Origin of the sequence: Streptomyces malaysiensis subsp. malaysiensis (genome assembly GCF_040653035.1) — a bacterium.
GTDB classification, from domain to species: Bacteria; Actinomycetota; Actinomycetes; order Streptomycetales; family Streptomycetaceae; genus Streptomyces; species Streptomyces malaysiensis.
The window spans coordinates 443,517-456,554 of the sequence record NZ_JBEZNG010000003.1 but is presented as its reverse complement, the minus strand read 5'-3'; the positions used below and the strand labels follow the sequence as shown (position 1 = coordinate 456,554).

Annotated in this window: 8 protein-coding genes and 1 pseudogene; 3 read left to right on the top strand and 6 right to left on the bottom strand. The window is 74.2% G+C overall.

From position 1 onward, the window contains the following. Nucleotides 1–43 precede the first annotated feature (43 nt). From AB0E24_RS09065 to AB0E24_RS09045, 5 genes are all read right to left on the bottom strand, one after another. Nucleotides 44–1,549 carry a hypothetical protein gene (locus AB0E24_RS09065; protein WP_359375681.1) on the bottom strand — a complete coding sequence of 502 codons (1,506 nt, stop codon included), beginning with the start codon at nucleotides 1,547–1,549 and terminating at the stop codon, nucleotides 44–46. 97 nt (nucleotides 1,550–1,646) lie between these two features. Beyond that, nucleotides 1,647–2,510, bottom strand: coding sequence for a hypothetical protein (locus AB0E24_RS09060; protein WP_359375679.1), 864 nt, complete (start codon nucleotides 2,508–2,510; stop codon nucleotides 1,647–1,649). 169 nt (nucleotides 2,511–2,679) lie between these two features. Further along, a complete protein-coding gene (locus AB0E24_RS09055; RefSeq protein WP_359375677.1) occupies nucleotides 2,680–4,131 on the bottom strand; it encodes a VWA domain-containing protein in 1,452 nt (483 codons plus the stop codon). Beyond that, a complete protein-coding gene (locus AB0E24_RS09050) occupies nucleotides 4,128–6,833 on the bottom strand; it encodes a DUF5682 family protein (protein WP_359375675.1) in 2,706 nt (901 codons plus the stop codon). The genes AB0E24_RS09055 and AB0E24_RS09050 overlap by 4 nt, the downstream gene beginning before the upstream one ends. After that, nucleotides 6,830–7,939: an ATP-binding protein gene (locus AB0E24_RS09045; RefSeq protein WP_202543010.1), complete on the bottom strand. Its 1,110-nt coding sequence runs from the start codon at nucleotides 7,937–7,939 to the stop codon at nucleotides 6,830–6,832. The genes AB0E24_RS09050 and AB0E24_RS09045 overlap by 4 nt, the downstream gene beginning before the upstream one ends. A 173-nt stretch (nucleotides 7,940–8,112) precedes the next feature. On the opposite strand from AB0E24_RS09045, the gene AB0E24_RS09040 reads away from it, so the two are divergent. Together AB0E24_RS09040 and AB0E24_RS09035 are read left to right on the top strand one after the other, a co-directional pair. Then, on the top strand, nucleotides 8,113–9,594 hold the full coding sequence (locus AB0E24_RS09040; RefSeq protein WP_359375673.1) for an SWIM zinc finger family protein: 1,482 nt from the start codon (nucleotides 8,113–8,115) through the stop codon (nucleotides 9,592–9,594). 11 nt (nucleotides 9,595–9,605) lie between these two features. Next, a complete protein-coding gene (locus AB0E24_RS09035; RefSeq protein ID WP_435865254.1) occupies nucleotides 9,606–11,300 on the top strand; it encodes a DUF5691 domain-containing protein in 1,695 nt (564 codons plus the stop codon). A gap of 289 nt (nucleotides 11,301–11,589) precedes the next feature. Here AB0E24_RS09035 and icmB read toward each other — a convergent pair whose 3' ends face one another. Beyond that, nucleotides 11,590–12,000 carry a coenzyme B12-dependent isobutyryl CoA mutase small subunit gene (gene icmB / locus AB0E24_RS09030; RefSeq protein WP_069870451.1) on the bottom strand — a complete coding sequence of 137 codons (411 nt, stop codon included), beginning with the start codon at nucleotides 11,998–12,000 and terminating at the stop codon, nucleotides 11,590–11,592. 510 nt (nucleotides 12,001–12,510) lie between these two features. On the opposite strand from icmB, the pseudogene AB0E24_RS09025 reads away from it, so the two are divergent. Then, nucleotides 12,511–12,989, top strand: a pseudogene (locus tag AB0E24_RS09025) (lipase family alpha/beta hydrolase); the annotation flags it as partial. Nucleotides 12,990–13,038 lie beyond the last annotated feature (49 nt).

The following is a 13,038-nucleotide window of genomic DNA, read 5'->3' as shown; positions in this document are numbered from 1 at the left end:
GTCCGGCTTTCACAGCGTGACCGCCGTACGCCCGCCGGAGCGATCAGATGGTCGGAAGCGTGCCCGGAACGGTCGGCAGCTCCACCGGAACCTGCGGGAGGTCGGTCGGCAGCTGCGGCAGCTCGGCGGGCAGCTGGGGCAGCTCAGCCGGAACGGTCGGCAGATCGGCCGGGAGCTGCGGGAGGTCGGCCGGGAGCTGGGGCAGCTCGGCGGGCAGCTGCGGCAGCTCGACCGGAACGGTCGGCAGCTCGGCCGGGAGCTGCGGGAGGTCAGCCGGGAGCTGCGGCAGGTCGGCGGGGACCTGCGGGAGGTCGGCCGGCAGGGTCGGCAGGTCGCCCGGGAGCTGCGGCAGGTCGGCCGGCAGGACCGGGAGGGCCGGGATGTTGGCGGCGTCGGTCAGGTCGGTGGGCAGCGCCGGGATCAGGCTCAGCGCACCGTCCTTGGCGTTCCCCACGGTGGTCTGGGCGTTCGCGACCACGCCCGTGGCCAGGTCCTGGGCGAACGGCACGGTGGTGCCCGCCAGGTCCTGCGCGAACGGAAGGGCGGTGGACGGCACGCTCACCACGACCGGCACCAGGCGGTCGACGGTGTCCTGAGCGGCCGGGATCACGTTGGAGGCGGTGCCCAGCGCGAAGCCCTCGGCGCTGCCGGTCACGACGTCGACGTACGGGGTGGTGCGGGCCACGGCGTCGTCGGCCAGCGCACCGGTGTCACCGACGGTCTGCTGGGCGACCGGGACGACCTTGACCACGAGGCGGTGCACGGCGGGCGGCAGGAGGTCCGAGGCCACACCGTCCACGACGGGCTGGGTGGTGCCGACGACACCCTGGACCTTGCCGGTCAGCTCCTCGGGGCGGATACCGGCGCCGGAGAGGGAGGCGAGCAGGTCATTGGCCGAACCCGGGGCGGAGGGCAGCTTCGGGGTGGCGGGGAGCTGGGCGGGCAGCTCGCCCGTGACGCCGTCGACGTTCGGCAGCGCGCCGGTGGGCAGCGCGGAGGTGTCGGGCAGGGTCGGCAGCGAGCCCAGGCCGGGGAGGCTGGGCACCACGCCGGGAACCTCGCCGGTGGGCAGGTCCAGGTCGGTGGTCTTCTTGACGGTCTTCTCGACGCCCTTGACCGCCTTGTGGGCCTTCTTGACGATCTTGTCCGGCTTGGCGGCGACGTCGCCGGTGAGGCCGTCGGTGGTGTCCTCGACGGTCTTGGTGACGTCCGAGACCCGCGGCAGGTTGGCCCCGCCGGGGACGCGGTCCCGCACGGGGGCGGTGACGCCGTCCACGGTGGAGGCGGCGCCGTCCACGGTGTTCTTCACGGTGTCGGTCACCTTGGAGGTGTCGGCCACACCGCCGGTCACGCCGTCGACCGTCTTGGTCACATTGTCGGTCGGCAGGGTCTTGTTCACCGTCTTGGTGACGCCGTCCACGGTGCTGGTGACGCCGTCGGTGGCGGGCGCGGCCGGGTTCTCGGCGGCGTTGGCGGCGGCGGAGCCGAGCGCCCAGATACCGGTGGCGGCAGCGGCTACGAGGATGGAGCGGCGAAGGTTGTTACGCATGGTGGAGGAAGTCCTTCGAAGTCAAGAGGGGTTTCGGACGGGCAGACCTGACCCGCCCCCGCGCGGCAGGTCTCAACAGACGGGGGTGAGGTCTGCCCTAGCCGGGGAATTCGAGGACTTCGTTGAACCGCTCGCGCGTCGGCGCCGAGCTCTCCATGCGGACCGTGCCGGACTTCAGCCCGAACGACGGCACACCGGACGGCGGAAGAGCGGCATGGGTGTTCCCGCCACGGGAAGTGCCGCTGTCGCCGGTGCACTGGGAGGTGGCCCCCATCGGGGACCGCGGAAGGGGCAGCGGCGCCGGAGCGCCACCGTCCGGACCGGTACCGGATGCCGCCACCCGCACGACGGGACCGTGCCCGGTGTGGGAGGCGGGCTCGTCGTCGTGGGTGACGACGGCCGGGGTGTGCGCCTCGGGCCCCATCGGGGCCGCGGCGGCGGGTGCCGCCTTGTGCACGGTCACCGGCTCGGCCTCGGCCGCGGACCGCTCGGCGGCCGGGTCGTTGTGCGCCATGGAGCCCTGGGGGCCCAGGCCGACCGCCTCACCGAGGCCGACGTCGGGAAGGCGCACCGGCAACTTGCCCGCCGCGGTGTCGCCGACCAGGTCGTCTATCGGCTTGGTGATCTTCTGCGCCTGCTGCTCGACCGGCTCCTGTATGGGCCGCACGGCCTCCCGCACGACGTCCTGCGCCGTCTGGGTGGTGTGCGCCACCACGGGCTCCACCCGCTGCCGCGCCCGCTCGACACCCGAGGGGTCGAGCAGCCCGGACACGCTGGAGCGGTCGAGCGACGCGTCCGTGGCACCGCCCCCGTCGCCCTTCTCGGCGGCCTGGGCGCTGCCGCCGAAGAGGAACGCCAGGGCCAGGAAGCCGCCGAGGAAGAGCGCCGCCAGCAGCGCCCGCCGCGCGGCCGCCGTGCGCGGCAGGCGCACGGCGACAGGCATGGCGGACACAACAGACACGAGCGGAGCCTTCCGGGAGTACGAGGCGTACAACGGGCACGTAAGCGTGGCGATATGGCTTGTGGGCCGCACTCAGCAGGACGAAATCGCCAACCAGATGGCCGGATTCATGTCCTGGGCGACGGGGATGATCCTTGCACGACCCACTGGGGTCGGCGCAAGCCCCGGATCACTGATGCATCGCCATGTCCGGTATAGGCAGTTGGCGCCGCTCGATGGCGGCGGCCATCACCTCCGGGAAGAGATCGGGGGTACAGGCGAAGGCGGGCGCGCCCAGCGCGGCCAGCGCCGCCGCGTGTTCGCGGTCGTAGCTCGGCGCCCCCTCGTCGGACAGCGCGAGCAGCGCCACGAACTGCACCCCGGACGCCTTCATCGCGGCGACCCGCCCCAGCATCTCCTCGCGTATGCCGCCCTCGTAGAGGTCGCTGATGAGGACGACGACGGTGTCGGCGGGCCGGGTGATCTGCGACTGGCAGTAGGCCAGCGCGCGGTTGATGTCGGTGCCGCCGCCCAGTTGGGTGCCGAAGAGGACGTCCACCGGATCGTCGAGCTCCTCGGTCAGGTCGACCACGGAGGTGTCGAAGACGACCAGCCGGGTGGCGAGGGAGCGCATCGAGGCGAGCACGGCGCCGAAGACCGAGGCGTAGACCACGGAGGCGGCCATCGACCCGGACTGGTCGATACACAGCACCACGTCCTTCTTCACTCCGCGCGCCGCGCGCCCGAACCCGATCAGCCGCTCGGGCACGACCGTTCGGTGGTCGGGCAGGTAGTTCTTGAGGTTGGCCCGGATGGTGCGGTCCCAGTCGATGTCCCGGTGGCGCGGGCGGCTGATCCGGGCGGAGCGGTCGAGCGCTCCGGTGAGGGTGGCGCGGGTGCGGGTCGCCAGCCGCTTCTCCAGATCCGCGACGACCTTACGGACGACGGCCCGAGCGGTGTTCTTGGTCGTCTCCGGCATCGCCTTGTTGAGCGACAGCAGGGTGCCCACGAGATGGACGTCCGCCTCCACGGCCTCCAGCATCTCCGGCTCCAGCAGCAGGGCGGACAGCCCCAGCCGGTCGATGGCGTCGCGCTGCATGACCTGGACGACGGAGGTGGGGAAGTACGTACGGATGTCGCCGAGCCAGCGGGCCACTTGGGGCGCGGAGCCGCCGAGCCCGCCGGAGCGCGCGCCGCTCGCCGCGCCCTGGGAGCCGCCGCCGCGCCCGGCGGTCGCACCGTCGCCGCCGGAGCCGCCACCGCCCCCGGAGCCGTAGAGGGCCTCGAGCGTGCGGTCCATGGCGGCGTCGGCCCCGCTGAGCGAGCAGCCGGTGCCGTCGGCGCCCTGGCCGCCGAGCACCAGCCGCCAGCGCCGCAGCCGCTCCTGATCACCTTGGCTGTGGCCGTGGTTGGGGTCGGCACCGCTGTGGGGGACCTCACCGTGGGAGGCGGGGAAGCTGTGGGGGGCCGGGTCGCTGTGGGGGGCGTTGCCGCCCCGCGGGTCGGTGCCGCCGCGCGGGGCGCCGTGCGGGTCGGTATGCGGTTCGCCGTGCGGCTCGGCGTCGTTGTGAAGGGCGCCGTGCGGTTCGCCGTGCGGTTCGCCGTGCGGCTCGGCGTCGCTGTGAAGGGCACCGTGCGTCATCGGGCTGCCTCCATGGTGTCGTTGGCGTGCGGGGCGGGATCGAGGCCCAGCAGCAGGCGCACGGTCGATACGACGGCCGCCGCGCGGTCCGGGTCCAGCCCGGGGCCGAAACCGGGTGCGGCGGGGGCGCCTTGGCCGCCGGTGGGCCCGTCGACCGCTGGGCCCCGGCGGACCAGCTCGCCCAGGGTGCGGCGCACACCCGTGTCGTACGCGGAGAAGGTGCGCCGCAGCAGGGGCAACACATCGGTGAACGCCTCGGCGTCAACGGAGATCAACCAGCGGTCCACCAGGCCGAGCAGCCGCTCGTCGTGGACCAGCAGCATGCCGCCGCCCGCACCGCCGCCGATGAACCCCTCGATCCAGGAGGCCGCTTCGGGCGGCTGGGTGCCGGGCGAGAGCGCGAGCCCCATCAGCCGGGCCGCCTCGTCCTCGGCGAGCCGGCCGTCGTCCAGCAGCAGCCGCGCGGCGCGGCCCCGGATCAGCCCGGGGGTGGCGGGGGTGCCATCGCGCCCGGCGAGGGAGCGCAGCATGGCCGCCCAGCGCGCCCGCAGTCCGTCGGCGGCACCGGGCCCGGCGGATCGCGTCTGCGCCGACCGTGCGCCGGTTTGCGTGTGTGGCCGCGCCTCCGTCCCAGTCTCCGTCTCTGCCGCCGCCGCTGCCCCCGTCTCCGTCTCCGACAGCAGCCCGATCGCCCGGTGCACGGCCTCCATATGGCGGCGCATCTCGGCGGCACCGTCGGCGTCGAGGCCGACGCAGGCGGGCGGCAACCCGACCAGGATCCGCTCGGTCAGCCCCACCGCCACCTCGCCGAGCGCGACGGTGTCGGTGCCCCGTACGTCCCCGTAACGCACCGAGCGCACCAGGGCGGGCAGGGCCTGGGCGAGATGGCCGACGTCCGCGTCGAGCGCGGCACGGTCGGCGAGCGAGCGCATCACGACGGGGAGGGCGCCGGAGAGCCCCGCGAGCAGACAGCGCTCGGCCAGCTCGGTGACCTCGGCGAGCCCCTTGGCGCTCCGGGCCTCGGTCTCCGCCTTGGCGGTGGCCGCCGACAGCACCGTGGTGCCCCACACTCCCGCCTCGGCGACGCGCACCGACAGCTCCGGCTCCCACCGCAGCCGCCAGGTCTCCCGGAAGGTGCCCGTGCTGCCGCGGGAGACGGCCGGGGTGCCCCAGTCGACGCCCAGCAGCCGCAGCCGGTGCAGCAGCCGGCTGCGCCCGGCGTCGGTCTCCTTGCGCAGGTCCAGCTCCAGCTCGCGCTCCAGCGCCTCGGGCTTGAGCCGCAGCGAGCGCTGGGTGCGTGTCAGATCGCGCTGAAGCGGCACCGCCGGAGCCGACTCGGGCACTTCGCCCAGGACGTCGCCGACCACCAGCCGGTCCCGCACCAGCGCGATCGGCACATCGGAGCCCTCACACATCACCGCTCTGACGGCGTCGAGGGTCTCGGCGAGCCCGGCGAGCGGACGCCCGCGCATGGCAGCCAGGGTTTCGGCGAGCCTTACGGCCTCGATGACATGGGCCGAGGAGACCGAGAAGTCCTCGGCCCGCAGCAGCCCGGCGACCTTGGTGAGCCAGCGCTCGACGGGCCGGTCCGGGGCGTGGAAGAGATGGTCGTACCAGCCCGGCGAGGTGATGCCCGCCCCGTATCCGCTGTGCCGCGCCAGCCGCCGGTGCGTCCAGGGCACCCAGCTGATCTCGGTCTTGACCTTGGGCAGCCCCTTGAGGAGCTTGCGGTCGGCCGTCACGCTGGTCCGCTCCCCCAGCGCCGGTACGTGCCAGGCCCCACAGACGACGGCGACCTCGTCGTCCCCGAACTCCCGCCGCGCCTCGCGCAGCCGTAGCCGCATATGGGCCTCGCGCACGGCGTCGTCCTCGTGCCCGCCATGCCCGTACTCGGCACGCAGCGCCGCCATGGCCTCCGCCACGGCCGTGAACGCCTCCGTACCGCCAGTGCCGCGGTGCTCGATGACGTCCTCCCACCAGCGCTCCGGATCGTCGTATCCGGCCGCCTCGGCGAGGACGGACAGCGGATCGACGCGCAGCCGCTCGGCGGAACGGGCGGCCGGAGCGGCCGGAGCACCCTGGCCGCCCGGGGCAGCCGGGGCACCCGGATCCGCCGGATCGAGCGGGTCCGCCTGGTCGAGCGGGTCGGCCGAATCGAGCGGGTGGGCCTGGTCGCCCGGGTTCGCCCGATCGCCCGGGGCCGCCGGATCGCCCAGTGTGGGAGCACCAGCCGGGGCAGGCGCGACCGCCGGGGCAGGCTCAGCTGCCGGATCGGGCGGGACCGCCGGGGCGGGCGGACCGGCCGGGGCGGGCGGGACTGCCGGGGCAGGCTCGGCCGCCCGGGTCTCCTTCGCCGACATGGCCAGCGAGTTGGCCGCCGGGAGGTCGATGAACCGTACGGGCACCTCGTGGGCCAGCGCCCACTGGATGGCCGCCCACTCCGGGGAGAACCCGGCCAGCGGCCAGAATCCGGCGCGCCCCGGGTCGTCCGCGGCGTGGGCGAGCAGCGCGACGGGCGGGCGCATGTCCTTCTCGGCGGCGAGCCGCACGATCGCGTCCGCCTCCGGTGGCCCCTCGATCAGCACCACCCGAGGCGCGCACGCCTCCAGCGCGGCCCGCACCGCCCGCGCCGACCCGGGCCCGTGGTGGCGCACCCCCAGCAGCAGCGGGCCCGCGGCCCTCGCCCTCGGGGCGCCCGTCATGCGGTCACCTCTCGGCACGCGCGGTAGAAGTCCTTCCAGCCGTCGCGCTCGCGAACCACCGTCTCCAGATACTCCTGCCAGATGACGCGGTCGGCCGCCGGGTCGCGGACGACCGCGCCCAGGATCCCCGCGGCCACATCGCCCGCCCTCAGCACGCCGTCGCCGAAGTGGGCGGCGAGGGCGAGGCCGCTGGTGACCACGGAGATGGCCTCGGCCGTCGACAGCGTGCCCGAGGGCGACTTCAGCTTCGTACGGCCGTCGCCGGTCACCCCGTCACGCAGCTCGCGGAAGACCGTGACCACGCGGCGGATCTCCTCGACGCCCTCAGGGACCTCAGGGAGCTCCAGCGAGCGGCCGATCTGGGCGACGCGGCGCGAGACGATGTCGACCTCGTCGTCCGGGGTCGCGGGCAGCGGCAGCACGACCGTGTTGAAGCGGCGGCGCAGGGCGCTGGAGAGTTCATTGACCCCGCGGTCGCGGTCGTTGGCGGTCGCGATCAGATTGAAGCCGCGGACCGCCTGGACCTCCGCCCCCAGCTCCGGGATCGGCAGCGTCTTCTCCGACAGGATGGTGATCAGCGTGTCCTGCACATCGGCCGGGATGCGCGTCAGCTCCTCCACGCGCGCGGTCATGCCGTCCGCCATCGCGCGCATCACCGGGCTCGGCACGAGCGCGTCGCGGCTCGGGCCGTGGGCGAGGAGCTGGGCGTAGTTCCACCCGTACCGGATGGCCTCCTCGGGCGTGCCGGCGGTGCCCTGGACCAGCAGTGTCGAATCACCGCTGACCGCGGCGGCCAGATGCTCGGAGACCCATGTCTTGGCGGTGCCTGGCACGCCGAGCAGCAGCAGGGCGCGGTCGGTGGCGAGGGTGGTGACGGCGACCTCGACGATGCGGCGCGGGCCCACGTACTTGGGTGTGATCACGGTGCCGTCGGGCAGCGTGCCGCCGAGCAGATAGGTGGCGACCGCCCACGGCGACAGCCGCCATCGCGCGGGACGGGGGCGGTCGTCGGCCGCGGCGAGCGCGCTCAGCTCGGCGGCGAAGGCGTCCTCCGCATGTGGACGCAGCGCTTCCGCGGCTTCGGCGGTCTCTGCCGACCCGCTCATATCGGTGGATTCGGTTCCGGGCACAGTGACGGTCACAGCTCCCCCACGACTCGTTTTCTCGTTCCGTTTCCGGACGCGTGAACCACACTGCACCACCCCACTGACAACCGGGTCCCGGTCGGAAAACGCCCAGGTCAGGGCGATTGTCAGTGGGTGCCCGTACCGTCGCAGACATGAATCCGCAGGGGGAACGCTGGACGGCGGAGCAGGTGCTGGCCCTGGCTCCTGACGCCGCGTCACGCACGGCGGTCAGCAAGCTCGCCGTGACCGGCAAGTGGTCGGGCGCGGGCGCGCTCGGGCGGGCGGTGTGGGGGCTGTGCGCGGGCAGCGGCAGCAAGCCGTACCAGACCGTCGTCGATCTGAACGGGCCCGGTTATCGGTGCAGTTGCCCGAGCCGGAAGTTCCCGTGCAAGCACGCGCTGAGCCTGCTGTTGCGGTGGGCTTCCGGCGAGGGGGGCGTGCCCGCGAGCGAGGAGCCGCCGGAGTGGGCCGAGCAGTGGCTCGACGGCCGGCGGGAGCGGGCCGCGAAGCTCGCCGCCGCGGCCCGGGATGGGGGCCCGGGCCGCGGCGGTGAGACGAGGGAAGACGCGGAGAGAGAGGGGAGCGCGGGCGCGGCCGATCCGGAGGCGGCGCGCCGCCGCGCCGAGCGGCGGGCCCAGCGCATCGCCGCGGGCGCCACGGAGTTGGAGCGGCGCCTCGCCGATCTGCTCCGCGACGGTCTGGCCGCCGCCGACCGCGCCGGGTATGGCGCGTGGGACGAGACGGCCGCGCGGATGATCGACGCCCAGGCCCCGGGTCTCGAGACACGGGTGCGGGAGCTGGCGGCGATTCCGTCGTCCGGTCCGGGGTGGCCCGCCCGGCTGCTGGAGGAGTGCGCGCTGACGCACCTGCTCAACCAGGGCTTCCTCCACCTGGAGCGGCTCCCGGAGAAGCTGGCCGCCACCACGCGCACCCGCGTGGGCCTCACCACTCCGGTGGCCGAGCTGCTGGCGGCCGAGGAGGCGATCCGGGACCGCTGGCTGGTCCTGGGCCGCCAGGACGGCACGGACGGCAGGCTGACCACCCGCAGGATCTGGCTGCGGGGCGAGCGCACGCACCGTATGGCGCTGCTGCTCTCGTTCAGCGCCCCCGGCCAGTCGCCCGAGCTCGCGCTGCCCACCGGCCTGGTGCTCGACGCCGACCTCACGTATTACCCGGCGGCCCGGCCCCTGCGTGCCGCGATCGGCACCCGGCACGGGGAGGCGCCGCAGGACCCGTCTCCGGTTCCGCCCCCGGCCCCGGCCCCGCCCCCGGTCCCGGCCTCGGCCTCGGAGGGGTGCGATGCGCCCCCGGCCCCCGAGGGATGCGATGTCGATACCGCGCTCGCGGCCTATGGAGCGGCGCTCGGGGAGGATCCATGGCTGGACGGCTGGCCGGTCGTGCTCGCCGATGTGGTGCCGGTCCCGGGGGACGGCGGATGGCAGCTGGCGGATGAGCGGAGCGGCTCGGCGCTGCCCGTCGATCCGCGCTGCGCGGGGCGCACCGATCTATGGCAGCTGATGGCGATATCCGGCGGTGGCCCGGTCACCGTCTTCGGCGAGTGCGGCCATCGCGGCTTCTCGCCCATCACCGCCTGGGATCCGACCCCCGTCCCGCTCATCGGCGCAGCAGCGTAGGGAGGCACCCGTTGACCAGTACGACCCCCACCGCGTCCGCCCTGTCCACCACCACCTCCACCTCCACCGCATCCACCACCTCCGTCGCCTCCGTCGCGTCCTGGGACGATCTCGTCGCGGCCGCGCTGCTGGGCACCGAGCGGCGCACCCCGCCCGTCGCGCCGCGCCCCGGGCAGGACGCGCCGTCCGCCCTGCTGGACGCGGCCGCGCTCAGCACCGTGCGGCGGCGGGCCGGGCTGCGGCCCGCGCCCGCCCGGCCGGGGCCGGGCCGGGCGCCCGAGGATCCGCGGCCGGCGCTGCCCACGGCCGCCCGCAGCAGGCTGGCGCTGCTGCTCGCCGACCGTTCGGCGCCGGGGCGCGGCGGTCCGCGCTCGGCGCCCGACCTCGCCGAGTTGCTGCCGCAGTGGCTCGCGCTGGCCAATCACCACGGCTATCGGGTGCCCGACGCGCTGCTCCCGGCGCTTCTGGACGCGGCCCGCGCCCGCACCGATCTGCGGCCCGAGGCGCTGACGCTCGGCGGGCCCCGCGCGCTGTGGCTGGCCCGGCTCAACCCGGACTGGAAGTTCGCGCTCCGGGGCGCGGCGGGCCGGGCTCCCACACCGCTCCCGGAGCCGTCCGACGTGGCCGCCGCCCCGGACGACGAACAGCGGCTGTGGGAGGAGGGGCTGTTCGCCGAGCGGGTGTCGCTGCTGGCGTCGGCGCGCCACCGCGACCCGGCGGCGGGGCTGGCGCTGCTCAGCGGCACCTGGTCGACCGAGCGGGCCGAGGACCGGCTGATGTTCCTGGACTCGCTGCGCGACGATCTCTCCCCGTCCGATGAGCCGTTCCTCGAACAGGCGCTGTCCGACCGCAGCCGGAACGTCCGGGCGACCGCCGCCGAGCTGCTCTCCGCCCTCCCCGGCTCCGCGCTCGCCGCGCGCATGGCCGAGCGGTCGCGGGGCTGTGTGGCGCTGACCACCGACGAGCCGACCGCCGGGGAGCGGATAGCCGTCCGGCCGCCGGACGAATGCGACAGCGGAATGCAGCGCGACGGCATCGTGGCCAAGCCGCCCTCCGGTCGGGGGAAACGGTCGTGGTGGCTGGGCCAGTTGGTGGAGGCGACCCCGCTGGACCGCTGGAGCGAATGGTTCGGCGGACGCACCCCCGCCGAGATCGTGGCGCTGCCCGTCACGGACGGCTGGCAGGCGGATCTGCACGCGGCCTGGTGCCGGGCCGCGGTGCGGCAGCGCAGCGCCGAGTGGTGCCGTGCGCTGCTCGGCACCCCGGCGGTCGCGCCGGTCACCGCCGGCGAGGCGGCCCCGGCCGCCTGGCGGGACCCGGCGAAGCTGCTGTCCGCGCTGCCCGCTCGGGAACGGGCGGAGTGGGTGGCCGAGTTCATCGCGTCCCACGGGCTGTCCGACGCCTTCCGGCTGCTCGGGGTGTGCACGGTGCCCTGGGCCGAGCCGCTGGGCCATGCCGTCGTGGACGCCCTGGACATCGCACGCGACGCGGGCAGCTACCCCTGGAGCTTCAGCGGCGTCATGGGCCTGGCCGAGCGCTGTCTGGACCCGTCACAAGCGGACCGCCTCGAAGTGCTGACGGCGATACCGGACGAAACGGAGGGGGCCGCGCCGGGGGCCGGAGGCTACTGGGCGGAGGCGTTCCAGCGACTGGTGGGCACCCTCCGCCTGAGAGCAGCCATGCAAGCGGAACTCGCCCCAGCGTGATCCCAAACGGAGTCCTGCCTGGTGGACCCCCTGGACCCGGGCCGTGCCTGGGCCCGGCCCGTGCTCACGTACCGGGATCGCTTCGGGGCCCCGGTCGCGCTCCAGGTCCCCAGGCCGGGCTTCCGGGCACGGGCGTCGTGCTCGGGGGCGGGCCGGGCATCAGGCTCCGGGGCGGGCTCCGACGTCATGCCCCGGGGCAAGCCCGGCCTCAGGCTCCCGCCCGATAGTCGGCCCCGTCCCCTGCCGGGGTCCGGCCGGGCAGCGCGTCGACCGGCACTCCGACGGCAGGTCAGGCAGCTACCGGGCGGACGTTCTTGCGTACCCAGTCCACGATGGACGTCGTTGTCGCGCCCGGGGTGAAGATTTCGGCGACGCCCTGCTCCTTGAGCGGGGGGATGTCCGCCTCGGGGATGATCCCGCCGCCGAAGACCTTGATGTCCTCCGCCTCGCGCTCCCGCAGCAGCTCCAGCACCTTGGCGAACAGGGTCATATGGGCACCGGACAGAATGGACAGGCCGATCGCGTCGGCGTCCTCCTGGATCGCGGTGTCGACGATCTGCTCGGGCGTCTGGTGGAGTCCGGTGTAGATGACCTCCATGCCCGCGTCGCGCAGCGCCCGCGCGATCACCTTCGCCCCGCGGTCGTGGCCGTCCAGCCCCGGCTTGGCCACCACCACACGGATCGGACCGGTCACACCCATCGCAGCCTCCAAGCCCTTCACACCATCCCCCGCATCGACGTGAACGAACGTTATCTCCAGCATCCCCTACCCGGCAGTTTCGCGGCGCGCAGCGAGGGGGAAATCACACGTGGGACACGTTCACTGAAGGCCGCACCCGCACCTGCATACGGATCCGCATCCGCGCATCCGCCGCGCGGACACCGCATACGCTTCGGGCCGGCCACATCAGGGGAGCCGCAGCGGGGACCGTCGCACCGCACAGCGCCACCGCGAGCCGCATGGCGCCGCGGTGCGGCGGGCGGTCCCGCGTCATGCGGTCACAGCACCGATCACCGTGCGGCGCCGGGCATCCGGCCACCGCACGACCGAAGTCGCCCGGACCGGGACCCATGACCACGACCGACACCGACCGAAGCGACCCGCCGCCCATGAGGGCATACGGGAGGGGCGCCTCCAGCCGCCTCCCGTACGCCACACCGCGGGAGGTCGGCCGCCATGGGCCTCGTACACATCCAGCACAGCAAGGCCATCCGCGCGGTCTGCGCCCGCACCGGCCACAGCCAGGTGGATGTCATCGGGCACAGCCTGGGCGGTCTGATCGCCCGTTACTACGTCCAGCGCCTCGGCGGGGACACCCGCGCACACACCCTGGTGACGCTCGGCACCCCGCACGGCGGCACGCGCATCGCGCCCCCCGTTGTCCGCCCCTGTTGTCCGCACATCCACTCGTGCGCCAGATGTGCCCGGACTCCGAGGTGATAACGGAGTTGCGGCGGCCTGCCCCTGATTGACATACGCGATTCATCGCTTTCTGGAGCGATGTGGATCAGTTGATGATCCCGGCGGAGACGGCCCGGATAGACCATCCGGATGTGATCTCCCAGAACATCCGCGTCAACGGAATCGGACATCTCGCCCTGGCGGTGCATTCCACCGCGGCCACGGGGATCCACGAGGCCCTGGACGCCGCCGACGAGGCGTCGGCGGGCGCCTCCGGCGCGTTCTCGACGCTTCCGAAGCCCCGAAATTGCCGAACGTCAATCGAACACCCGGCCA

Excerpts from the sequence above, each read along its gene's own strand:
- AB0E24_RS09055 (WP_359375677.1), bottom strand. The coding sequence starts at position 4,131 with ATGACGCACGGTGCCCTTCACAGCGACGCCGAGCCGCACGGCGAACCG.
- AB0E24_RS09045 (WP_202543010.1), bottom strand. The coding sequence starts at position 7,939 with ATGAGCGGGTCGGCAGAGACCGCCGAAGCCGCGGAAGCGCTGCGTCCA.
- AB0E24_RS09050 (WP_359375675.1), bottom strand. The coding sequence starts at position 6,833 with ATGACGGGCGCCCCGAGGGCGAGGGCCGCGGGCCCGCTGCTGCTGGGG.
- AB0E24_RS09065 (WP_359375681.1), bottom strand. The coding sequence starts at position 1,549 with ATGCGTAACAACCTTCGCCGCTCCATCCTCGTAGCCGCTGCCGCCACC.
- icmB (WP_069870451.1), bottom strand. The coding sequence starts at position 12,000 with ATGGGTGTGACCGGTCCGATCCGTGTGGTGGTGGCCAAGCCGGGGCTG.
- AB0E24_RS09040 (WP_359375673.1), top strand. The coding sequence starts at position 8,113 with ATGAATCCGCAGGGGGAACGCTGGACGGCGGAGCAGGTGCTGGCCCTG.